The sequence below is a fragment of the Cellulomonas fimi genome, assembly GCF_028527925.1.
GTDB lineage: Bacteria > Actinomycetota > Actinomycetes > Actinomycetales > Cellulomonadaceae > Cellulomonas > Cellulomonas fimi_C.
Genome location: NZ_JAPESW010000057.1, coordinates 1 through 22,158 on the forward strand (window position 1 = coordinate 1; position 22,158 = coordinate 22,158).

General features: G+C 74.3%; 20 protein-coding genes. 11 read left to right on the plus strand and 9 right to left on the minus strand.

Going from position 1 to position 22,158, the window contains the following annotated elements:
- Nucleotides 1-1,358, plus strand: a 1,358-nt coding sequence (locus OMK64_RS17765; RefSeq protein ID WP_524536918.1) for a pectate lyase-like domain-containing protein, incomplete at its 5' end; no start/stop codon positions are given.
- A 269-nt stretch (nt 1,359-1,627) separates the two neighbouring features.
- Entirely contained in the window at nt 1,628-2,236 is a 609-nt protein-coding gene (locus OMK64_RS17770; protein WP_272729692.1) for a hypothetical protein, read from the plus strand.
- A 160-nt stretch (nt 2,237-2,396) separates the two neighbouring features.
- On the opposite strand, the gene OMK64_RS17775 is transcribed toward OMK64_RS17770, so the two are convergent.
- Nucleotides 2,397-4,979: an ATP-dependent Clp protease ATP-binding subunit gene (locus OMK64_RS17775; RefSeq protein ID WP_272729693.1), complete on the minus strand. Its 2,583-nt coding sequence runs from the start codon at nt 4,977-4,979 to the stop codon at nt 2,397-2,399.
- Between the two features lie 210 nt (nt 4,980-5,189).
- Here OMK64_RS17775 and OMK64_RS17780 point away from each other — a divergent pair, with 210 nt between their 5' ends.
- The 5 genes from OMK64_RS17780 (at nt 5,190) to OMK64_RS17800 (ending at nt 10,888) form a co-directional block, all read left to right on the plus strand.
- Nucleotides 5,190-6,041: a Cof-type HAD-IIB family hydrolase gene (locus tag OMK64_RS17780; protein WP_272729694.1), complete on the plus strand. Its 852-nt coding sequence runs from the start codon at nt 5,190-5,192 to the stop codon at nt 6,039-6,041.
- 51 nt (nt 6,042-6,092) lie between these two features.
- A complete protein-coding gene (locus OMK64_RS17785) occupies nt 6,093-6,497 on the plus strand; it encodes a Rid family hydrolase (RefSeq protein WP_272729695.1) in 405 nt (134 codons plus the stop codon).
- Between the two features lie 145 nt (nt 6,498-6,642).
- On the plus strand, nt 6,643-7,746 hold the full coding sequence (locus OMK64_RS17790; RefSeq protein ID WP_272729696.1) for an aminotransferase class V-fold PLP-dependent enzyme: 1,104 nt from the start codon (nt 6,643-6,645) through the stop codon (nt 7,744-7,746).
- A 119-nt stretch (nt 7,747-7,865) separates the two neighbouring features.
- Complete coding sequence (locus OMK64_RS17795) at nt 7,866-8,459, plus strand: alpha/beta hydrolase family protein (RefSeq protein WP_272729697.1); 594 nt, start codon at nt 7,866-7,868, stop codon at nt 8,457-8,459.
- A gap of 302 nt (nt 8,460-8,761) precedes the next feature.
- Nucleotides 8,762-10,888 (plus strand): MMPL family transporter, encoded by a 2,127-nt coding sequence (locus OMK64_RS17800; RefSeq protein WP_272729698.1) that lies wholly within the window; start codon nt 8,762-8,764, stop codon nt 10,886-10,888.
- Between the two features lie 170 nt (nt 10,889-11,058).
- Here OMK64_RS17800 and OMK64_RS17805 read toward each other — a convergent pair whose 3' ends face one another.
- Complete coding sequence (locus OMK64_RS17805) at nt 11,059-11,619, minus strand: O-acetyl-ADP-ribose deacetylase (RefSeq protein ID WP_272729699.1); 561 nt, start codon at nt 11,617-11,619, stop codon at nt 11,059-11,061.
- Nucleotides 11,620-11,818: 199 nt separating this feature from the next.
- Between OMK64_RS17805 and OMK64_RS17810 the strand changes: the two genes are divergently transcribed.
- Both OMK64_RS17810 and OMK64_RS17815 read left to right on the plus strand, forming a co-directional pair.
- Nucleotides 11,819-12,376 (plus strand): hypothetical protein, encoded by a 558-nt coding sequence (locus tag OMK64_RS17810; protein ID WP_272729700.1) that lies wholly within the window; start codon nt 11,819-11,821, stop codon nt 12,374-12,376.
- A gap of 48 nt (nt 12,377-12,424) precedes the next feature.
- Nucleotides 12,425-13,057, plus strand: coding sequence for a TetR/AcrR family transcriptional regulator (locus OMK64_RS17815; protein ID WP_272729701.1), 633 nt, complete (start codon nt 12,425-12,427; stop codon nt 13,055-13,057).
- A gap of 110 nt (nt 13,058-13,167) precedes the next feature.
- Here OMK64_RS17815 and OMK64_RS17820 read toward each other — a convergent pair whose 3' ends face one another.
- Complete coding sequence (locus tag OMK64_RS17820) at nt 13,168-15,432, minus strand: aryl-beta-d-glycosidase (RefSeq protein ID WP_272729702.1); 2,265 nt, start codon at nt 15,430-15,432, stop codon at nt 13,168-13,170.
- Between the two features lie 894 nt (nt 15,433-16,326).
- Between OMK64_RS17820 and OMK64_RS17825 the strand changes: the two genes are divergently transcribed.
- Nucleotides 16,327-16,836, plus strand: a complete 510-nt coding sequence (locus OMK64_RS17825; RefSeq protein WP_272729703.1) for a DUF4854 domain-containing protein — start codon at nt 16,327-16,329, stop codon at nt 16,834-16,836.
- Nucleotide 16,837: 1 nt separating this feature from the next.
- Here OMK64_RS17825 and dtd read toward each other — a convergent pair whose 3' ends face one another.
- From dtd to OMK64_RS17855, 6 genes are read right to left on the minus strand one after another with little or no spacing between them, the layout of a single operon-like run.
- On the minus strand, nt 16,838-17,278 hold the full coding sequence (gene dtd, locus OMK64_RS17830; RefSeq protein ID WP_272729704.1) for a D-aminoacyl-tRNA deacylase: 441 nt from the start codon (nt 17,276-17,278) through the stop codon (nt 16,838-16,840).
- On the minus strand, nt 17,275-18,282 hold the full coding sequence (locus OMK64_RS17835) for an asparaginase (protein WP_374694116.1): 1,008 nt from the start codon (nt 18,280-18,282) through the stop codon (nt 17,275-17,277). Before OMK64_RS17835 ends, dtd begins: the two co-directional genes overlap by 4 nt.
- Nucleotides 18,276-18,605 (minus strand): DUF2516 family protein, encoded by a 330-nt coding sequence (locus OMK64_RS17840; protein WP_272729706.1) that lies wholly within the window; start codon nt 18,603-18,605, stop codon nt 18,276-18,278. The genes OMK64_RS17835 and OMK64_RS17840 overlap by 7 nt, the downstream gene beginning before the upstream one ends.
- Nucleotides 18,606-18,638: 33 nt before the next feature.
- Nucleotides 18,639-19,766: an FUSC family protein gene (locus tag OMK64_RS17845; RefSeq protein WP_272729707.1), complete on the minus strand. Its 1,128-nt coding sequence runs from the start codon at nt 19,764-19,766 to the stop codon at nt 18,639-18,641.
- A 25-nt stretch (nt 19,767-19,791) separates the two neighbouring features.
- Nucleotides 19,792-20,973 carry a CAF17-like 4Fe-4S cluster assembly/insertion protein YgfZ gene (gene ygfZ / locus OMK64_RS17850; RefSeq protein ID WP_445292859.1) on the minus strand — a complete coding sequence of 394 codons (1,182 nt, stop codon included), beginning with the start codon at nt 20,971-20,973 and terminating at the stop codon, nt 19,792-19,794.
- A gap of 3 nt (nt 20,974-20,976) precedes the next feature.
- Nucleotides 20,977-21,570 (minus strand): heme-binding beta-barrel domain-containing protein, encoded by a 594-nt coding sequence (locus OMK64_RS17855; protein ID WP_272729708.1) that lies wholly within the window; start codon nt 21,568-21,570, stop codon nt 20,977-20,979.
- A 166-nt stretch (nt 21,571-21,736) separates the two neighbouring features.
- Between OMK64_RS17855 and OMK64_RS17860 the strand changes: the two genes are divergently transcribed.
- Nucleotides 21,737-22,108, plus strand: a complete 372-nt coding sequence (locus OMK64_RS17860) for a DsrE family protein (RefSeq protein WP_272729709.1) — start codon at nt 21,737-21,739, stop codon at nt 22,106-22,108.
- Nucleotides 22,109-22,158: the final 50 nt, after the last annotated feature.

Sequence of the window (22,158 nt, forward strand, 5' to 3'; positions counted from 1 at the left end):
AGAACCTCACGATCACGCCGTTCACGGGCGAGAACCGCTGGGCAGTCTCGCAGGCGGCACCCATGCGCCGGGTCCACGTCGCGGGGGACCTCGCGGTCTTCCCGTCGTCGTACGGGTGGGCGTCGGGCGGGTTCACGGCCGACTCGAAGGTCGACGGCATGATGAGGTCGGCGTCGCAGCAGCAGTGGTACACGCGTGACTCGGCGCTGGGCAGCTGGGACGGCTCGGTGTGGAACATGGTGTTCTCGGGCGTGACCGGCTCACCGGCGCCGCACTTCCCGAACCCGTCGCACACCGTGCTCGACACGACGCCGATCAGCCGGGAGAAGCCGTACCTCTACCAGTCCGGCACCGGCACGACGTGGCAGTCGCTGTCCGTCTTCGTCCCGTCCACCCGCGTGAACGCGCGCGGCGTCTCGTGGCCGAACACGCCCGGCACCTCGATCCCGCTGAGCCGGTTCTACGTGGCCAAGCCGGGCGACAGCGCCGACCGCATCAACGCCGCGCTCGCGCAGGGTCTGCACCTGCTGCTCACGCCCGGCATCTACGAGCTCGACAAGACGATCACCGTCGACCGCGCGGGCACCGTGGTGCTCGGTCTCGGCTACGCGACGATCGTCCCCACGGCCGGCCAGACCGCCCTGCGGGTCGGCGACGTGGGCGGCGTCCGGATCGCGAGCGTGCTGTTCGACGCGGGCGTGACGAGCTCGCCGTCGATGCTCCAGGTCGGCACGGCCGGCAACCACACCGACCGGGCGGCCGACCCGGTCTCGCTGCACGACGTGTTCGTCCGCGTCGGCGGCCGGATCCCCGGCAAGGTCACGTCGGCCATCGTCGTGAACTCCGACGACACGATCATCGACCACATCTGGTCGTGGCGCGGCGACCACGGCGCCGGGGTCGGCTGGAACGAGAACCCGTCGGCGTACGGCCTAGTCGTCAACGGGGACGACGTGCTCGGGCTCGGCCTGTTCGTCGAGCACTACCAGCGCGAGAACACGCTCTGGAACGGTGAGCGCGGGCGGACGATCTTCTACCAGAACGAGCTGCCGTACGACGTGCCGAACCAGGCGGCGTGGCAGAACGGCTCCCGCCGCGGCTACGCGGGCTACCGGGTGGCCGACGCTGTCACGACGCACGAGCTGTGGGGTGGCGGCGTGTACAGCTACTTCAACGTCGACCCGAGCATCGTCGTCGACAGCGGGTTCCAGGCACCGACCAGGCCGGGCGTGCGGTTCCACAACATCCTCACCGTCTCGCTCGGCGGGAACGGCGTGATCGCGCACGTCGTCAACGACGCGGGCGGGGTCGCCCAGGGCACGGCGACCATCCCCGCCTACCTCGCCAGCTACCCGTGACGGTCGGCTGACGACAGGTCCGCGCGTCCCCTCGTGCGGAGCATCCGGCCCGCCCCGTGCGGCCGGGTGCTCCGCACGGGCACGGGCCGGTCCGCCGGGCCTTCCGTCGAACGGGTCCGGAGCGTCCGGTCGGATCCTGAGGTGTGCCGGGAGGACCGGCGCGTCGCTCGACAGGCCTTCCGAGCGTCCGATCGAGCGCGAGGCGCGACGGCAGGCCCGGTACACCGTTCGACGAGCCCGCCGGAGCGGCCGGTCCTAGCATGCGGCGCGTGCCTCGCCTCTACGCGACCCCGGGCCCGACCCTGCGACGACAGGTCGTCGGCGACCTCGTCGCGCTGGCGGTCGTCGCGGGCGCCGTGTGGCTGGCCCTCCGCGTCCACGAGGCGGTGTGGCGGCTCGCGGACCCCGTCCGCAGCATCGGCTCGGGCGCCGACGGGATCGCCGACCAGCTCGCCGCGGGACGCGACGGCGTCGCGGACGTCCCGCTCGTCGGCGAACCGTTGTCCGCCCCGCTCGACGGCGCGTCCGACGGTGCGGCCGCGATCGCGACGGCGAGCTACGAGCAGGTCCACGCGGTCGAGCGGCTCGCGCTCGTGCTCGCCGTCGCCGTCGTCGCCGTCCCCTTCCTCGTCGCCCTCGTCGCCCGGATCGGCCCGCGCGTGCGGTGGTGGCGCCGGACGAGCGACGTGGGCCGCCTGTCGTCCGCGGGTCCGGAGGGCGACCGCGTGCTCGCGCTGCGTGCGCTGACGACCGCCGCGCCGCGCGACCTGCTCGCGGTGCACCCCGACCCCGCCGCGGCGTGGCGCGACGACGACGCGCCGGTCGTCCGCGACCTCGCCTCGCTCCATCTGCGCACGCTGGGCGTCGCCCGGCGGTAGCGCCCACGCCCTGACCACAACCGCCCGCTCGGACGGCAGCCCTCGCACCCCGGCGGGAACCCGCGCTCACCGGATGCCACCGTCGCGCACCCGACAGTGGCGGCAGCACGAAGGCCCGGCCCCCGTGAGGGGACCGGGCCGTCGTGTCAGGCCATCGACGTCAGGCGCCGAGCGGCTGGGTTCCGGTGCCGCCGTCGCCGGCGCCCGTGATCGGCGGGGCCGCCGGGACGTCCGTGCCGGAGCCCGGGGTGCCGACGCTCGCGCCGACCGGGACGGGCTCCTTGCGCAGACCCTTGGCGATGCCGCGGAAGATGAACTCCCCGAGCAGGCCCTCGCCCTCGGCGTCCACGACGACCAGCTGGCCGGACTTGAGCTCGCCGAACAGGATCTTCTCGGACAGCGTGTCCTCGATGTCCCGCTGGATCGCGCGGCGCAGCGGCCGGGCGCCCAGGACCGGGTCGTAGCCCTTCTCCGACAGCAGCTTCTTGGCCGCCGGGGTGAGCTCGATGCCCATGTCCTTGTCGCGCAGACGCTTGTCGAGCTTCGCGACCATCAGGTCGACGATCGCGAAGATCTCCGGCTGCGAGAGCTGCGGGAACACGACCACGTCGTCGACGCGGTTGAGGAACTCGGGACGGAAGTGCGTCTTGAGCTCGTCGTTGACCTTCGCCTTCATCCGCTCGTAGGACGTCGACAGGTCGCCGCCGGCCTGGAAGCCGGTCTGCAGGCCCTTGGCGATGTCCCGCGTGCCGAGGTTGGTGGTCATGATGATGACGGTGTTCTTGAAGTCGACCACCCGGCCCTGCGAGTCGGTCAGGCGACCGTCCTCGAGGATCTGCAGCAGCGAGTTGAAGATGTCCGCGTGCGCCTTCTCGACCTCGTCGAACAGGACGACGGAGAACGGACGACGGCGCACCTTCTCGGTGAGCTGACCGCCCTCGTCGTAGCCGACGTAGCCGGGGGGCGAGCCGAACAGCCGCGACACGGTGTGCTTCTCCGAGAACTCGGACATGTCGAGCTGGATCAGCGCGTCCTCGTCACCGAACAGGAACTCCGCGAGCGCCTTGGCGAGCTCCGTCTTCCCGACGCCCGTGGGGCCCGCGAAGATGAACGACCCACCGGGACGCTTCGGGTCCTTGAGCCCGGCGCGCGTGCGGCGGATGGCCTGCGACAGCGCCTTGATGGCGGCGTCCTGGCCGACGACCCGCTTGTGCAGCTCGTCCTCCATGCGGAGCAGACGGCTGGACTCCTCCTCGGTGAGCTTGAACACCGGGATGCCCGTGGCGTTCGCCAGCACCTCGGCGATGAGCTCCTCGTCGACCTCCGCGACCGCGTCGAGGTCGCCGGACTTCCAGGCCTTCTCCTTCTCCTGGCGCTTGAGACCGAGCTGCTTCTCGGCGTCGCGCAGGCGAGCGGCCTTCTCGAAGTCCTGCTCGTCGATCGCCGACTCCTTGTCGCGGCGCGTCTCGGCGATCTGCTCGTCGAGCTCGCGCAGCTCCGGCGGAGCCGTCATGCGGCGGATGCGCAGGCGCGCGCCGGCCTCGTCGACCAGGTCGATCGCCTTGTCCGGCAGGTAGCGGTCGTTGACGTACCGGTCCGCGAGCGTCGCGGCGGCCACCAGCGCGGCGTCCGTGATGGACACGCGGTGGTGCGCCTCGTAGCGGTCGCGCAGACCCTTGAGGATCTCGATCGCGTGCTGCAGGTTCGGCTCGGACACCTGGATCGGCTGGAAGCGGCGCTCCAGGGCCGGGTCCTTCTCGACGTACTTGCGGTACTCGTCGAGCGTCGTGGCACCGATGGTCTGCAGCTCGCCGCGGGCGAGCATCGGCTTGAGGATCGACGCGGCGTCGATCGCGCCCTCGGCGGCACCCGCACCCACGAGGGTGTGGATCTCGTCGATGAACAGGATGATGTCGCCGCGCGTGCGGATCTCCTTGAGGACCTTCTTCAGACGCTCCTCGAAGTCACCGCGGTAGCGGGAACCGGCCACGAGCGCGCCCAGGTCCAGCGTGTACAGCTGCTTGTCCTTGAGCGTCTCCGGCACGTCGCCGCGGACGATGTCCTGCGCGAGCCCCTCGACGACGGCCGTCTTGCCGACGCCGGGCTCACCGATGAGGACCGGGTTGTTCTTGGTGCGGCGGGACAGCACCTGCATGACCCGCTCGATCTCCTTCTCGCGCCCGATGACCGGGTCGAGCTTGCCGTCACGCGCCGCCTGCGTGAGGTTGCGACCGAACTGGTCGAGCACGGCCGAGCCCGAGGGCTGGCCCTCCTGGGGACCGCCGGCAGCGACCGGCTCCTTGCCCTGGTAGCCCGACACCAGCTGGATCACCTGCTGGCGGACGCGGTTGAGGTCGGCGCCCAGCTTGTTGAGCACCTGCGCGGCGACACCCTCACCCTCGCGGATGAGACCGAGCAGGATGTGCTCGGTGCCGATGTAGTTGTGGCCGAGCTGCAGCGCCTCGCGCAGGGACAGCTCGAGGACCTTCTTGGCGCGCGGCGTGAACGGGATGTGGCCCGACGGCGCCTGCTGGCCCTCGCCGATGATCTCCTGCACCTGGGCGCGGACGGCCTCGAGGGAGATGCCGAGCGACTCCAGGGCCTTGGCCGCGACACCCTCACCCTCGTGGATCAGACCCAGGAGGATGTGCTCGGTGCCGATGTAGTTGTGGTTCAGCATCCGCGCCTCTTCCTGGGCGAGGACGACGACGCGGCGGGCTCGGTCCGTGAATCTCTCGAACATGTGCACTCCTCACGAGCGACGTGCTCGCCGGGTACCCGGGGCGGCGGCCGGTGGGCGACGACGAGCGGCGTTGTTCGATGCTAACCACAGGGGGTACCCCCCACTGCCCGTGTTCGCCGCAGGCGTGAAAGGCGACCCGGACGGGCGGTCGGTCCGGGCCCGTGCCCGGGCGCCCGGGGCGGCGGGCGGCGGTTTGCGAGGATGGGCCGGGTGAACGCCGACTTCCCCGTGCTCGAGCCGCCCGTCCTCGACGAGGTCCCCGACGTGCGCCTGGTCGCGCTCGACATGGACGGCTCGCTGCTCGACGACGACAAGCGCGTGCACCCGACGTTCTGGCCGCTGCTCGACGAGCTGCTCGCGCGCGGCGTCATGGTGTGCCCGGCGAGCGGCCGGCAGTACGCGACGCTGCGCGCCCAGATCGGCCGCGACGACCTCGTCTACGTCGCGGAGAACGGCGGCTACGTGGTGCGTGGCGGCGTCGAGGTCGCGTCCGACACGCTCGACACGGCCACGGCGCACGACGTCGTCGACGTGGTCCGCGCCGAGGCCGCCGCGGGCCTCGACGTCGGCACCGTCCTGTGCGGGAAGCGGTCCGCGTACGTCGAGCGCACCGACGAGCGGTTCCTCGCGCAGTGCCGCCCCTACTACGCGCTGCTCGATGTCGTCGACGACCTGCGCGCGGTGGACGACGACGTGCTCAAGGTCGCCGTCTACGACTTCGGGCCCGCCGAGCGCGGCGCCGGGCCGGCGCTGTCCGAGCTGCGCCGCGAGTCGCGCGTCGTGGTGTCCGGCCAGCACTGGGTCGACGTCATGAGCCGCACGGTCGACAAGGGGGCCGCGCTGCGGTCCGTGCAGGAGGCGCTGGGCGTCACGCGCGAGCAGACGATGGCGTTCGGCGACTACTTCAACGACCTCGGCATGCTCGACGCGGCGGCCTGGTCCTTCGCGATGGACAACGCGCACCCCGAGGTCCGCGCGCACGCGCGCTTCGTCGCCCCGTCGAACAACGACAACGGCGTGGTCCGCACGATCTCCGCCGCGCTGCGCATCGCGCTCGACTGAGGCCGACAACCCGGACGCGATCCGTCCGGATACCGCTCTAGCGTCGGCTGCATGGACACCATCACGTTCCTCCGCCCCGACGGGCTCGTGCAGAGCCCCGCGTTCTCCCACGCCGCCGTCGTCCCGCCCGGCGCGACGACGATCCACGTGGGCGGGCAGAACGCCGTCGACGCGTCGGGCGCGCTCGTCGGCGGTGACGACGTCGCCGCGCAGGTGACGAAGACGATGGAGAACCTCGTCACCGCGCTGGGCGCCGCGGGAGCGACGACCGCCGACCTGGTGAGCGTCACGGTGCTGTTCGTCGACGGCGTCGACCTCGCCGCCGCGTACGGTGCGGCCGCTCCGGCGCTCGCGCGCGAGGGCGCACCGCCGCTGGTCACCGCCGCCCGCGTCGCGGGCCTCGGCGTGCCGGGCGCGCTCGTCGAGGTGTCGGCCGTCGCCGCCGTCGTCCGCTGACGCCCGCCGTCGCCGGGTGACGGCCGGACCACCGCCCTCGCGTCCGCCGACGCCCCCGGGCCCGGGGGCGCGAGCGACGACTGCAGCACCGCCGCACCGGTCCGGTCGTTGTGCCGCGGCGGTGCACGGGGTGACGATCGGGCGCATGACGACCGACGCAGCGCCCGCGCGCACCTCGCAGACGACGACCGACCCGCTCGCGAGCCTGCGCGCGGCGATCGACCGCGTCCCGGGCTACCTCGATGCGGCGACGTGCGGCCTCCCGCCCCGCGCCACGGCCGACGCGATGCGCGCCGGGATCGACGCGTGGCAGGCGGGGCGCATCGACATGGCGGCGTACGACGACGCGGTCGCCCGGTCGCGGGCGGCGTACGCCCGGATCGTCGGCGTCGAGACGTCGTCGGTCGCGATCGGCGCACAGGCGTCGAGCCTCGTCGGCCTGGTCGCGGCGAGCGTGCCCGACGGTGCCGAGGTCGTGGTCGTCGACGGGGACTTCGCGTCGGTCGTCTTCCCGTTCCTCGTGCACGCCGACCGCGGCGTCACCGTGCGGCAGGTGCCGCTCGAGGAGCTCGCGGCGAGCGTCGGGCCGTCGACGGCCGTCGTGGCGTTCTCGCTCGTGCAGTCCCGCGACGGGCGGGTCGCCGACGCCGACGCGGTCGTGGCGGCCGCACGGGCGGTCGGCGCGCTCACGGTGTGCGACGCGACGCAGGCCGTCGGCTGGTTCCCCGTCGACGCGGGCCGCTTCGACGTGACCGTCGGCGCCGCGTACAAGTGGCTGGCCGGACCCCGCGGCGCGGCGTTCCTCACGGTGAGCGAGGCCGCCCGCGAGCGCCTGCGCCCGCTGTCGGCGGGCTGGTACGCGGGTGAGGAGATCTGGCGGTCGATCTACGGCCCGGAGATGACGCTCGCGGCCGACGCGCGCCGCTTCGACGTCTCCCCCGCGTGGCTGGTGTGGCTCGGCACCGCACCCGCGATCGAGGCGTTCGCCACCGCCGACCCGCACGACGTGCGCGCGTACGACGTCGCGCTCGCGGACGCGTTCCGGGACGGCGTCGGGCTCGGCCCGGGCGGCAGCGCGATCGTCTCGCTCCCCGACGACGACGCGGGGACGCTCCGCGCGGCCCTCACGGACGCGGGTTGCCGGGTCGCGGGCCGCGGCGGCGGCGTCCGCCTGGCCTTCCACGTCTGGAACGACCCCGACGACGTCGCCCGCGCCCTCACCGCCGTCCAGCCCCACCTCCTCCGCTGACGAGGCGCCGGCCGGCATCCCCCACCGAGGCCGTCGAGCACAACACTGCGCGCGTCCGACCACGGTGAGACGCGCGCAGTGTTGTGGTCGGCGCGCGGGCGGCACGAGAAGGTGGGGGCATGACCGAGGACGACGGGACGCAGCGACGGCCCGTGGACGTCGCCGGGGTCGTGCTGATGCCCGGCGCGGGCGCCGACCGGGACCACCGGACGCTCGTCGCGCTCGAGGCCGCCCTGGCTCCGCTGCCCGTGCTGCGGCTGAACTTCCCGAACCGCGAGCGCGGCAGCCGCGCCCCCGACCGCCCCGACGCCGCCGTCGCCCACCTGCGCGAGCACGCGACCGCGTTCGCAGACCGGCTCGGCGTCAGGACCGAGCGCCTCGTCCTGGGCGGACGGTCGTTCGGCGGGCGGATGTCGTCGATGGCCGTCGCCCACGGGCTCCCGGTCGCGGGGCTCGTCCTGCTCTCGTACCCGCTGCACCCGCCGGGCCGGCCGGACCGCCTGCGCGTCGAGCACCTGCCGGACATCGCCGTCCCGGTGCTCGCGGTGTCGGGGCGGCGCGACCCGTTCGGCTCGCCCGACGAGCTGACGACGCACCTGTCGACGGTCCGCGGCCCGCTGACCATCGTCTTCGTGACGGGCGACCACTCCCCGAAGGACGACGCGGCGGTCACCGCCGCGGTGCGCGACTGGCTGCTCGGCACCGCTTTCTGAGCGGACCCTGAGAGCGCGCCCTCGACACGTCGGGGAACCCCGACCCACGATTCGGGGGTATCCCGGATGTCCGGTCTGTCCCCTTCTGCGAGAGCGTCGTCCTCACGGGCTGCGCGGCGCAGGGGGTGCGTCGGGCGACCCGGACCACGCTCGTCGCGCACGACGCGCGCCGCAGGGCGCGCCCGCCCGCACCGGCACGTCCGCACCACCGGCACCGCCCGTCCTGCGCGCACCGCTCGTGCCGCCGCACCGCTCGCACCACCGCACCGGCCGTCCCTGTCGTCGAGACCCGAGGAACCGTCATGTCCCAGGTCGCCGGGTGGATCACCCACCGCTACGTGAAGTACGTCGTCATCGCCTTCTGGCTCGTCGTCACCGCCCTGCTGGGGCCGCTCGCGGGGAAGCTCACGAGCGCGCAGGAGAACGACGCGGAGTCGTGGCTCCCCGCCGACGCGGAGTCGACGGAGGTCCTCGCGGCGGCGGCCGCGTTCCAGCCCGACGACGTGGTGCCCGCGGTCGTCGTGTACGAGCGGGAGGGCGGTCTGCGCCCGTCGGACCAGGAGACGGTCGCCGCGGACGTCGCGGCGTTCGCGGACCTCGACGAGCTCGCCGGCGAGGTCGTCGGGCCGATCCCGTCGGAGGACGGCGAGGCGGTCCAGGTGATCGTGCCGATCGACGCGCCCGACGGCTGGGACTCGCTCGGGCCGACCGTCGAGGAGATCCGCGCGACCGCCGCCGAGGACGCGGACGGCCTCGTGCCGTACGTGACCGGCCCCGCGGGCCTCGCGGCCGACCAGTCGAAGGCGTTCGAGGGCATCGACTCGACGCTGCTGTTCGCGGCGGGCGGCGTCGTCATCGTCATGCTGCTGCTCACGTACCGGAGCCCGGTGCTGTGGCTGCTGCCGGTCGCGTCGGCGGTCGTCGCGCTGACCGTCGCGCAGGCCGTCGTGTACGTCCTGGCGGACCGGTTCGACCTCACCGTGAACGCGCAGAGCGCGGGCATCCTCACCGTCCTCGTGTTCGGCGCGGGCACCGACTACGCGCTGCTGCTCGTCGCCCGCTACCGCGAGGAGCTGCGCAAGCACGGCGACCGGCACGCGGCGATGGCGGAGGCGCTGCACCGCGCGAGCCCCGCGATCATCGCGTCGGCGGCGACCGTCGCCGCGGGCATGCTCGTCCTGGTCCTCGCGACCATGAACTCGACTGCCGGGCTCGGCCCGGTCGCCGCGATCGGCATCGGCGTCGCGCTGCTCGTCATGCTCACGCTGCTGCCCGCGCTGCTCGTGACGTTCGGGCGCTGGGTGTTCTGGCCGAAGGTGCCGCACCTGGGCGACGACGAGCCGACGACGCACGGCGTCTGGGCGCGGATCGGCGCGCAGGTCGCCCGTCACCCGCGCCGCATCTGGCTCGCGACCGCGGGGGTGCTGGCCGTCGCGAGCATCGGCTGGCTGCAGCTCGACCCGTCCGGGCTGTCGAACGAGGAGTCGTTCCGCACGTCGCAGCCGTCGATCGAGGGCGAGAAGGTCCTCGAGGCGCACTTCGACGGCGGTGCGGGCGCGCCCGTCGTCGTGCTCGCCGACGCCGCGCAGGCCGACGCGGTCCGCGACGCGTTCGCCGGGGTCGAGGGCATCGACGGGGACTCGGTGAGCGAGCCCGTGGTCGCCGACGGCCTCGCCTACCTGGAGGGGACGCTCGAGTCGGCGCCCGACAGCGACGCGGCCGACTCGACCGTCGACCGGGTGCGCGACGCCGTGCACGCGGTGCCCGACGCCGACGCGATGGTCGGCGGGTCGACCGCGATCGACCTCGACGCGCAGCGGGCCTCCGCGGCGGACAACCGGCTGCTCATCCCGATCATCCTGCTGGTCGTGTTCCTGGTGCTCGTGGTGCTCCTGCGCTCGCTCGTCGCCCCGCTCGTCCTCATGGGCACGGTGGTGCTGAGCTTCGGTGCGGCCATCGGGATCAGCGCGCTCGTCTTCCGCTACGCGTTCGGGTTCGGCGGCACCGACTCGTCGTTCCCGCTGTTCACGTTCGTCTTCCTCGTGGCACTGGGCGTCGACTACAACATCTTCCTCATGACCCGCGTCCGCGAGGAGGCGCTGCGGCTGGGCCACCGTCGCGGCGCGCTCGTCGGGCTCGCGGCGACGGGCGGGGTCATCACGTCCGCCGGGCTCGTGCTCGCCGGGACGTTCGCCGCGCTCGGCACGCTGCCCGTCGTGTCGTTCGCGGAGATCGGGTTCGCCGTGGCGCTCGGCGTGCTGCTCGACACGCTCGTCGTGCGGTCGATCCTCGTCACCGCGCTCAACCTCGACATCGGCCCGCGCATGTGGTGGCCGAGCGCGCTGTCCCGGCGACCCGAGCCGCCGCACGCCCGCCATGCGCTGGAGGGCCCCGACGTCGCCCGGCAGGAGCCCGTCGCGACCCGCTGACCACCGCTCGGCGACCGCCGGCCCGTCCCGCGAACCCACGCGTCGCGGGACGGGCGGGCCGGCCGGCGCGAGACGACGGGACCTCGGGACCAGGCATCGGGCCCGCGCCGAGGGGCGATGCGCCGCCTCCGCATCACCGGTGTGCGCCGCGACAGCGGTGCGGGGCGACGTCAGCGGTGCGGGGCGGCCAGCGCGCGCTCGAAGGCGTCCAGCACCGGCGCCGAGAACAACACGAACCGCACGAGCGAGATCCCACTCGGGTGGGTGTGACCGTCCTCGTCGGGACGCTCGGTCGACCCCTGCCACGCGCGCGCCGCGGCGACGCCGATCCGCGCGACCTCGTCGGCGTCCCACCCGTACGCACCCGCGCTCACCGCGGGGAACGCGATGCTCGTCGCGCCGACCTCGACCGCCCGCTCGAGCGACCGCGTGAAGCACGACGCGAGGTCGGCGGTCTCCCGCTGCCCGCGGTTCCAGTTCGGGCCGACGGTGTGCACGACCCACCGCGCGGGCAGGTCGAACCCGGGCGTCACGACGGCGTCACCGACGGGGAGCCCGTCGGGGTACTCCGTCTTCCGCACGCGGCGGCACGCCTCCAGCAGCCGCGGCCCGGCCGCCGCGTGGATCGCGCCGTCGACCCCGCCGCCGCCGAGCAGCGACGAATTCGCGGCGTTGACGATCGCGTCGACGTCCTGCCGGGTGATGTCCCCCTGGACCGCCTCGATCTGCATGCGCCCCATCCTGAGGGCGGCGCCGCGGCCCGGCCAGCGGCGCGCGGGCTCGCGCGCCCGGTTTGCCCGGGTCTAGCGTGCGGACCAGGTCGCGGAGGCGGCCGGGGCGGGACCGACGACGCCGCGACGGTGCGGCACGGGGGCCCGCGCCGCGGTGCACGGGCGGTCGCGCGGGGTCGCGCGGGAGCGGGGTGACGGGGTGCCGACGAGGACGACGAGGACCACGACGAGCGAGCCCGCGTTCTCGCTGCGCTCGCTCGAGGTGCGGCACGCGGTCGGCTGGGTCGTCGGCGTGGTGCTGGTGGCGGGCGTCGGTGCCGTGGTGTGGCACCTGATCGACGTGCGGTCGACCGGCCAGCTCGGGGCGCTCGCGATCGGTGCGCTGTGCGCGGGCGGGCTGCTGCTCATCGCGATCGGGTGCGGGACCTTCACCGCCGAGTACGTCAAGGTCACGACGACGGAGACCACCGAGTCCGACCCGGGCGGGGGTGCGCGCGACGCACCGACCGCGGCCGTGCAGGCCCTCGTCCCGCAGGTCGCCGCGGGGCTGGCGAAGCTCACGCCCGCGCGCTCGCTGATCTTCGCGGGCATCACGCTGCTGCTCGTCGCGGGCGCCGGTGCGGGGATCGGCTACACGCTCGACCAGGTCGCGGGCAACGCGCCGGCGTCGAAGCCGAGCCCTGGGCCGAGCGGCTCGCCGGCCGAGTCCGGCGGGTCGGGCTCGACCGGTCCGGCACCGTCGCCCGACGAGTCCTGAGCCGGTCCCCCGACCCGGCGCCTGACGGCCACGTGCCATCCTGGGCGCATGTCGACCGAGGTCAGCGGCACCCCGACCGGCTACGCCCGCGGGCGAGCGACGCGCGAGGAGATCCTCGACGCCGCGATGCGGCTGTTCGGCGAGGTCGGGTACAAGTCGACGTCGCTGCGCGAGGTCGCGTCCCGCGTCGGCATCACCCACCCGGGCCTGCTGCACCACTTCAAGAACAAGGCGGCGCTGCTCGAGGCGGTGCTGCAGCGCCGCGACGAGATCGACGAGGCCGCGATCCGCGCCGACCGCGAGGCGGGCGTCGACTACTTCGAGGCGCTCGTCCTGCTGGTCGAGCGCAACGCCCGGCGCCCCGCGATCGTCGAGCTGTTCACGACCCTCGCGGGCGAGGCCACGTCGCCCGCGCACCCCGCGCACGCCTACTTCCAGGACCGGTACGCGCGCGTCGTGGGCACGACCGCCGAGATGCTCGAGGAGCGCCGCCGCGCCGGCCGCCTGCGCGCAGGCGTCGACCCGCTGACCGCCGCCCGCCTGCTCGTCGCCGTCATGGACGGGCTCCAGGTCCAGTGGCTGCTCGAGGCTGACGCGCCGGGCACGCGCGTCGACATGGCCGCGGGACTGCGCGCTGCCTACGCGGCCTTGTTCGTGCCGGTGGACGACGCCGCGCGGTAGCGACGCGCCGAGTGCCGTGGATCGCGACGAGCCGCGGTCCGGAGGCGCCGCACGGCGGACGTCGCCGACGGCCACGGGTGCGGCCGGAGGTCGGCCGGATCGCCGCCGTGCTAGGCGTTCGCCTTCTCCACCAGCGCGTCGAGCTGCTCGGGCGTCAGGGGCGACAGCCCGAAGTCCGCGAACACGCGTGCGGGCGTCTGCGCCATCATCGCCGCCATCGTGTCGTCCATCGGGGGTGCGTCGCCGGCCGCCAGCACGGCTCCGATGAGCGGCCCGCCGACGGGGTGCTCCTGCCACTCGGCGAGCGTCGACCACGCGGTGAGCTCGCCCCACAGCGGCTGGCCGACGACCTCGACGGCAGCGCTGCCTCGCACGTCCCGCGACGACGCGCCGACCTCGACGACGAACATGCCCCCCTCGACGACCCAGCGCCGCAGCCCGGGGTGCCAGTACGACAGGTCGCGCGCGTCGAGCGTGAACGTCACGGTCCTCGACTCGCCGGGATCCAGGGCGACCTTGGCGAACGCCTTGAGCTCGCGCGTCGGCCGCAGCACGGACGCCTGGGGGTCGCGGACGTAGACCTGCACGACCTCGGAGCCGGACCGGTCCCCGGTGTTGGCGACGGTGGCGGACACCTCGACGCGCACGTCGGCCCCCTCACCGACGGCCTCCGCGCGCACGTCGGAGTAGCCGAACGTCGTGTACGTGAGCCCGTGGCCGAACGGGTAGGCCAGGTCGACGCCGCGCGTGTCGTACCAGCGGTACCCGACCAGCACGCCCTCGCCGTACCGGACGACGCCGCCCTCGCCCGGGAAGTTGCCGAACGCCGGGGTGTCCTCGATCCGCAGCGGGATCGACTCCGCGAGCCGGCCGGACGGCGCGACGGTCCCGAGCAGCAGGTCGGCGACGGCGGACCCGCCCGCCTGCCCGCCGAGCCACGTCTCGAGCACGGCGGCGGCGCGGTCGCGCCACGGCAGCGACACAGCGGACCCGTTGGCGAGCACGACGACGACGCGCGGGTTCACCGCCGCGACCGCCTCGAGCGTCGCGACCTGGTTGTCGGGGAGGCCCAGCCGGGGGCGGTCGTAGCCCTCGGACTCGTCAGGCCCGGGCAGGCCGAGGAAGACGACGACGGTGCGCGCCGCACGGGCCGCCTCCACCGCGGCCGCGCGGAGCGCGTCGTCGTCGCCTGTCGGCCCGCCCGAGATCGTGAAGCCCGGCTCGAACGGCAGGTCGGTGCCCGTGGCCGCCCGGAGCGCGGTGAGCGCGTCGTCGAGGCGGGTCGGGACGACCTGCGAGGAGCCGGCGCCCTGGTAGCGCGGGGTGCGCGCGAACTCGCCGACGACGAGCAGCCCGTCGGCGCCGTCGAGCGGGAGGACCGATGCACCGTCGACGGCGTCGTTCTTGAGCAGGACGGCACCGGCCGCGGCGGCCTCGCGGGCCAGCGCGTGGTGCGCGTCGGCGTCGTACGTCGCGTCGGCGTCGTCGAGCGCGGGCAGCGCGCGGGCGATCAGGTGCAGGACGCGGCGGACGGCGGTGTCGAGCACGGCCTCGTCGAGCCGGCCGCTGCGGACGGCGTCGACGACGGCCTCGTCGGGGCGCGGCCCGGCGCCGGGCATCTGCAGGTCGAGCCCGGCGTCGAGCGCGGCGACGCGGTCGTGCACGGCACCCCAGTCGCTCACGACGAGACCCTCGAAGGCCCACTCGTCGCGCAGGACCTCCGTGAGCAGCCAGTGGTCCTCGGACACGAACGTGCCGTTGACCTTGTTGTACGCGCACATGACGGTCCACGGCTGCGCGCGCGTGACGATCCGCTCGAACGCGGGCAGGTAGATCTCGCGCAGGGTCCGCTCGTCGACCTCGGCGGAGACGCGCATGCGGTCCGTCTCCTGGTTGTTGGCCGCGTAGTGCTTGAGCGACGTGCCGACGCCCTGGCGCTGGATGCCGTCGACGAGCGCGACACCGATCTCGCCCGCGACGACGGGGTCCTCGGACACGTACTCGAAGTTGCGCCCGCACAGCGGGGTCCGCTTGATGTTGACGCCCGGGCCGAGCAGGACGGCGACGTCGTTCGCACGGGTCTCGCGGCCGAGCGCCTCGCCGACACGACGGACGAGGTCGACGTCCCACGTGGAGCCGAGCGCCGCGGCCGTCGGGAAGCAGGTCGCGGGGACGGAGTCGAGGAGGCCGAGGTGGTCGGCGCCGCTACGCTGCTTGCGCAGGCCGTGGGGACCGTCAGTGAGCATCACGGCGGGAACACCGAGACGCTCGACGCCCTTCGCGTGCCAGAAGTCGCGGCCGGACGTGAGGGCGGCCTTCTCTTCCAGGGTCAGCGCGGCCAGCACGTGCTCGACGTCGAACGGTGCGTACCCCATGACGGCTCCTCGTCCTCGCGACCACCGGCCGACTGAAAACCTACCAGCCGGTAGTGAATGTGCCGAAGGCTGTCGGGTGACGCGGGGGCGCGCCCGACCCGACGACGCGACCGGGCCGAGGACGACGAAGGCCCCTCGGTCGCTTACACCGAGGGGCCTGCCGACAAGCGTAACGAGGACCTTGCCCCGGACGGGTGAACTGAGGGTGGCGTGTCCACATATTCCGTCCACAGCCCTGTGCGCAACCGGTGTCGGCCCTGCACGGCCTGTGGACGAACCTGTGGGCGCAGCGGTGGACAAAAGTCGGGCTCCGGACCCCCTTGCACGCTCCCGCGGCACAGGACTAGAACTTCACCAACGAGCTCGACAGCACCAAGATCGCAGGTGAGAGGCCCTTTCGGGGGCAGACCACCGGCGACGAGGGCTGCCGGGCACGGGCCGACCGGAGAACGGGCGACCATCTCGACGAGGCAACTCGTCGACCTGTGGACGACGACACAGGGGTCGCAACGGACCGGAAGGCCGGACGCAGTCCTCCCGCCCGCGGCGGACCGACGGCGCCGACGCCCCCGGGCGACGGAACCGGAGAGACGCCGGGTGACGGGCAGGAACCGCACCGTCGCAGCGGTGTCCTCGCCGGTCCTCCGGCGAACGCGGACCTGCGGCCACGGGAAGGCCCCTCGGACGCTTACTCCGAGGGGCCTTCTCGTGCGCGCACACGCCGTCCAGCTCGGCCGACGCGCGCGTCGCGCGCCGTTCGGCACGTCGTCACGTCTCGTCCGCCGGGTGCCTCCGGCGCACGTCGGTGCGCGCTGCCAGACTTCCCTTGCCTCGGGACACCGTCGTCCGGCGGCACCGACACGTCCGTCGACGCACACCGAAAGAGGAACTCCCGTGCAGACCACCACCCGCCGCGCCGCAGCGTCGCTGCTGATCGCGACCGCCCTCACCTTCACCGCGGCGTGCTCGTCCGACAGCCCGGAGGCCGAGGAGACCGCGTCGACGGCCCCCACCAAGGAGGCGCCGGCGACGGACACCGAGGCCACCGAGGACTCGGCCGACTCGGGCGACGACCAGGCGGCGGCGCTCGACGCGTACGTGACGGCGCTGCAGGCGACCGTCCCGCAGCTCATGGAGCAGTTCGACGGCACGTACTCCGCGATCACGATCACGGGCGAGCAGCCGAGCACGGTCGTCTACGCGTACACCTACGCGGAGCAGCTCGACGCCTCGGCCACCGCGAGCGCCCTCGACGGTCAGGTCGACCAGCTCCAGAGCGTGTGCGACTCGGCCGTGTTCCCCGAGATGGAGAGCCAGGGCATCACGACCGACCCGCAGGTCCGGTACGTCTACCTCAACGCCGACGGCAGCGAGATCTGGTCGCACACCTTCGCGAGGTCCTGAGTCACCCGGCGGCCGGTGACGACTCCAGCAAGATCGTCACCGGCCCGTCGTTGACGAGCTCGACCGCCATGTCCGCGCCGAACACTCCGGTCGCGACCTCGAGGCCGCGCTCGCGCAGCGCCGCGACGACCGCCTCGACGAGCGGCTCGGCCACCGGTCCGGGCGCGGCGGCGTTCCACGTCGGCCGGCGCCCCTTGCGGGTGTCCGCGTAGAGGGTGAACTGGCTGACGACCAGCACGGGCGCGCCGACCTCGACCGCGCTCCGCTCGTCGCGCAGGATCCGCAGCTCCGCGATCTTGCGGGCGATCAGCTCGACCTGTGCGGGACCGTCGCCGGGGGTCACGCCGACCAGCGCGACCAGCCCGGGACGGTCGATCGACCCGACGACCTCGCCGTCGACCGTCACGGACGCGCGCGTCACGCGCTGCACGACGGCCCTCACGCCAGAACCTGCTGCGGCACGGGCTCCGGCCCGAACGTCGGCTCGACCGCCCCCACGGGCGCGCCGTGGCCGAGCACCGGCGTCGCTCCGAGCGGCCGCAGCACGTCCGCGTCGACCCCGGCCACCGCGAGCGCCGCCGCGAGCACCGCGGCCCGCGGCCGGGACGACCCGTCGAGCACCTTGAGCGCCACGGCCGACCCGTCCGGCAGGCCCGCCGCGTAGACGCCGTCGGCGCCGTCCTTCGCCACGAGCCCGGGCACGCCCGCCATGAACGCGGTCGCGTCGCGCCCCGTCCCGGCGACGTGCCACGGGTGCGCGCGCACCGCGGCCGCGACGCGGGCCTCGGGACCGGACGACGCGGTCGACACGGCGGCGAACGACCGCGCGAGCCCGACGAGCGTCGTCGAGAACAGCGGCGCACCGCACCCGTCGATGGTCGTCCGCTCCACCTCGACGCCCGTGAGCTCGGCGACGGCATCCCGCGCCGCACCCTGCAGCGGGTGGGTCGCGTCGAGGTAGTCGCCCGTCGACCAGCCGCGGACCACGCACGTCGCAAGCATCCCGGCGTGCTTGCCGGAGCAGTTCTGCGTGAGCGACGAGCGGTCGTTGCCGTCCGCGCGCCAGTGCCACGCGGCGTCCGGGTCGAGCGGCCAGTCAGGGGTGTTGCGCAGGTCGTCGGTGCCGAGCCCTGCGCCCGCGAGGACGCCGCGCACGACGTCGAGGTGGCCGGGCTCGCCGTTGTGGCTCGCGCACACGAGCGCGAGCGCCGGACCGTCGACGTCGAGACCCGCACGCAGCATCCCGACCGCCTGGAGCGGCTTGAGGGACGAGCGCGCCCAGATCGTCACGTCCGGGTCGCCGAGCGCGAGGCGCACCGACCCGTCGGGGGCGAGCACGACGAGGTGCCCGAGGTGCACGGACTCGACGAGGTCGCCGCGCACGACCCGCGCCAGCGGCACCGCCGCCGCGGCGACGTCCGCGCGCGGGGCGTCCGCCGTCACCAGCCGCCCGACGGTCCGCGCGGACCGCGGCGCCGGTTGTAGGGCGCGACCGCGGGGCGCACGTCGACGAGGTAGACGATCGCCCCGACCGCCGACAGCAGCCCGAGGAACGACAGGAAGCCCAGTCCGATCGGCGGCGGGATCGCCATGAACGACACCGCGGTGGCGACGCCCAGGATCGCTCCCCAGAACTGCTTCGTGCGCTTGCCGGCCGACGGGAACGCCGCCGTCGGACGGCGCAGCAGGTCCACCAGCGCCCACACGCACAGCGCGAAGATGACGAGGAAGAAGATCAGGTACAGGTAGATCTGCAGGGTCGCGACCACGCCCCGAGCCTACGAGACGCCGGGTCGCGACGGTCAGATCTCCGGCAGGGCCGTGCGCGCGTCCCGCGGCGGGACGCCCGCGGACTCCAGCAGGTCCACCGCGAGCGAGCGGTGCAGCAGGACGAGGCTCTGCACCTGCCAGTCGTCGGCGGCCAGCGTGAACGGGTCGAGGTCGTGCGCCACGGCGAGCAACGCGGTCCTCGCCCAGTCGGGGTCGCGTCCCGCACCGACGGCGGCCGCGAGGTCGTCGACGGCGGACGCGGTCGCGGCCACCTGCTCAGCGAGCCGGGACGTGTCGTGCGGCGCCTCCGCCTCCAGCACCGCGAGGGCCCGTCGTGCGAGCACGCGCGTGTTGCGCATCGCCCGGTCGGCCAGGACGGCCCCCGTGACGTGCCCCGCGAGCTCGTCCGCGAACCGGCGGCTGGCCGGGGACAGGCGCGCGAGGTCGCGGGCGTTCGCCGACCGCTCCGACCACTCGTCGAGCGCAGGCTGCGACGCCCGCCCCCGCACGAGCGCGTCCTCGACGGCCGGCACGGACCGCTCGTCGAGCCCGCGCGCGAGCACGTGCAGCACCCCGGCGACCTCGTCGAGCGCCGCACGCCCGAGCGCGCGCGGGTGCCGCCGCGGGTCGCTGGGCGTGAGGAGCGCGACCGCGAGCGCGACCGCACCGCCGAGGGCCGCGTCGACCCAGCGCCCGAACGGACCGCCGGCTGCGGCCGGGAGGCTGACGATGACGATCGCCTGCACGCCCGCCTGCGTGGTGAGCATCTGACCCCGGTCGAGGAACCGCGCGAGCAGCGCGGCGACGAACAGCACGAGCCCGACCTGGAGCGCGCCCTGCCCGATGACGACCGCGACGAGCTCACCCAGCGCGACGCCGATCGCGACCCCGACCGCGAGCTCCGCGACCCGCCGCACCGAGCGGTCCATCGAGAACCCGAGCGCGATCCACGCGCTCACGGGCGCGAAGAACGGGTACGGGTGTCCGAGCCAGAAGTGCGCGATCGCGAAGGCCACCGCCCCGGCGACCGCGGCCTGCAGGATCGGGAACCACGACGCGGCGACGCGCGCCCAGCCCTGCCGCACCCGCGCACGCCCGAGCACGGCGAGGTCGTGCCGGCCGAGCGGGCGAAGCCGCCCGGCGTCCGCGGCGCTGGTCACGGCGAGCCCGTCGCGCCGGAGGGGGTCACAGGCTGGGGTGGTGCCCGAGCCCGCGGCTGACCGGTCCGCGCGGCGCGGGACGGTCGACCGACACGCCCTCGCCGGGCACGACCTCCTCCTGCGCGGCCGACACGGCGCCCCCGTCCGAGTCGACGACGAGCGGCGCGTCGACCGGCACCGACCGCTTGACGACGGCGAGCGCGACGGGGCCGAGCTCATGGTGGCGCGCGACCGACGTGACGTGCCCGACGACGCGGCCCGGCTCCGGCGACCCGGGCTCGCCCGCGACGTCGTGCACCTCGGCACCGGCCTCGGGCAGCACGTGACCGGACCCGTCGAGGTGCAGCAGCACGAGCCGCCGCGGCGGACGCCCCAGGTTGTGCACGCGCGCGACGGTCTCCTGCCCGCGGTAGCAGCCCTTGTGCAGGTGGACGGCGGTGCGCAGCCAGTCGAGCTCGTGCGGGATGGTCCGGTGGTCGACCTCGCGCGCGGCACGCGGGCGCAGGGCCTCGACGCGCACGGCCTCGGCGGCCCAGGTGCCGACGAGCGGCCAGCCCGCGGCCTCACGCGCCCGCACCTCCTCGACGAGCCGCTCGCGCGGCACGAGCACGAGCCGCCACGCGCGGTCAGCACCCGGGTGCTCGTCGTCGGACGGGCCGTACCGCGTGCCGCCGGGTGCGGTGGTGGGCCACGGGTCGCGCCACGTGACCGGCTCGCCCTCGGCGCCCTCCGCGTCGACGGGCTCGCCGATCGCCGCCCAGTCGTCGGTGACGTCGTCGATCTCGACGCGCAGCATGAACTTCATCCGGTTCAGCCAGGCCGCGAGCGCGACGGGCGTCTCCGTGACCAGCCACGTCGCCTCGCCGTCGTCGACGACCGCCGCGGCGTGCTCGACGTGCCCCTGCGGGGACAGCACGAGCAGCTCGGTCGACGTGCGCGGCGGCAGGGCCTGGACGTCCTGCGACGTGATCGAGTGCAGCCAGCTCAGCCGGTCCGGCCCGGCGACCCGCACGACGCCGAGGTTCGACTGGTCGACGACCGCGCCGCCGCGCGTGAGCGCACGCTGCTCGGCCGTCGGGTCGCCGTAGTGCCACGCGACCCCGGCGTCGGGCCCGGAGCCCGCGACGGCCCCGCGCCGCTGCAGCAGCGGGCTCGTGTGCCGCACGGCCTCACCGTGGGTGGTCTGCTCGACGGCGTCGGCGGTCACGCGTCAGCCCTCGCTCGCGTCGGCGCGGCTGAGCCGCGCGGAGGCGTACGACTGCATCGGCTGCCCGAAGGCCGCGATGTCGTGCGCCCACATGAGGTCGCCCTGGACGAGCCCGTACAGGCGCTTCCCGGCGGTCACCTCGGCACCGGTCGCGGTGCGGGCGATCAGGTCGCTCGCGAGGTCGATCCGCCCCTTGCCGACCTCCCCGACGTACACGGCGACGTGGCCGGACGGGTCGGACACGAGCAGCTCGACGGGGTGCTGGTCCGCACCCAGGCCGTCCGGGCGCTCGGGGGGCACGCGCCAGTAGCCCGACTCGGTCGACCACACGGGACCCGGTCCGTCGGACGTCGCGGGGCCGTCGCGGAGCGCCGCGTCGTCGTCGAGCGCAGCCGCGTCGTCAGGGGCGACGACGAGCCGGATCGTCGAGGTGTAGGAGAGGTACGGGCCGCCGTCGTGGTCGATCACGACCTCCTGCGTGAAGGCGGTCTCCTCGATCCCGGGGTAGCCGACGACCCCCTCGCCGGTCCACGTGCCCACGAGCCACGCGAGCGGGTACACCTCGGGGGCAAGCCCCTCGGGCAGGACGAACGCCATGTCAGGCCTCTCGACGGATCAGCTCTGGCTCTTGAAGAGCTTCCAGACGACGAGCCCGGCGACCCACGCGATCGCCAGGGTCGCCGCGACGAGCAGGCCGATGAAGACTCCCTCGAGCGCAGTCATGCATCGAATCCTAACGACGCGGCACGCCTACGCTGTTCCGGTGAGCAGCGGTGTGCGACCCCTCGTGATCAAGACCACGTCCGGCCTCGAGCGGCCGGAGGCCACGAACCAGGCGTTCACCGTCGCCGCGGCGGCCGTCGCGGCCGGGGCCGACGTGTCCCTGTGGCTGACCGGCGAGTCGGCGTGGTTCGCCCTCCCGGACCGCGCCGCGGACCTCGACCTGCCGCACGCGACGCCGCTCGCGGACCTCCTCGAGGTGGTCCTCGAGGGCGGTGCGGTGACCGTGTGCACGCAGTGCGCGGCCCGCCGCGACATCACGGAGGACGACGTCATCCCCGGCATCCGCATCGCCGGCGCCGCCGTGTTCGTCGAGGAGACCCTGGCCCCCCAGGCCCAGGCCCTCGTCTACTGACCGTCCTCGACCGACCCTCGTCCGCCCCCCTCGTCCAGTGACCCCTCATA

What these genes read in the sequence shown, in the direction of transcription:
- OMK64_RS17800 (WP_272729698.1), top strand. Translation starts at nt 8,762, where the DNA reads ATGTCCCAGGTCGCCGGGTGGATCACCCACCGCTACGTGAAGTACGTC.
- OMK64_RS17795 (WP_272729697.1), top strand. Translation starts at nt 7,866, where the DNA reads ATGACCGAGGACGACGGGACGCAGCGACGGCCCGTGGACGTCGCCGGG.
- OMK64_RS17775 (WP_272729693.1), bottom strand. Translation starts at nt 4,979, where the DNA reads ATGTTCGAGAGATTCACGGACCGAGCCCGCCGCGTCGTCGTCCTCGCC.
- OMK64_RS17815 (WP_272729701.1), top strand. Translation starts at nt 12,425, where the DNA reads ATGTCGACCGAGGTCAGCGGCACCCCGACCGGCTACGCCCGCGGGCGA.
- OMK64_RS17805 (WP_272729699.1), bottom strand. Translation starts at nt 11,619, where the DNA reads ATGCAGATCGAGGCGGTCCAGGGGGACATCACCCGGCAGGACGTCGAC.
- OMK64_RS17820 (WP_272729702.1), bottom strand. Translation starts at nt 15,432, where the DNA reads ATGGGGTACGCACCGTTCGACGTCGAGCACGTGCTGGCCGCGCTGACC.
- OMK64_RS17790 (WP_272729696.1), top strand. Translation starts at nt 6,643, where the DNA reads ATGACGACCGACGCAGCGCCCGCGCGCACCTCGCAGACGACGACCGAC.
- OMK64_RS17785 (WP_272729695.1), top strand. Translation starts at nt 6,093, where the DNA reads ATGGACACCATCACGTTCCTCCGCCCCGACGGGCTCGTGCAGAGCCCC.
- OMK64_RS17855 (WP_272729708.1), bottom strand. Translation starts at nt 21,570, where the DNA reads ATGGCGTTCGTCCTGCCCGAGGGGCTTGCCCCCGAGGTGTACCCGCTC.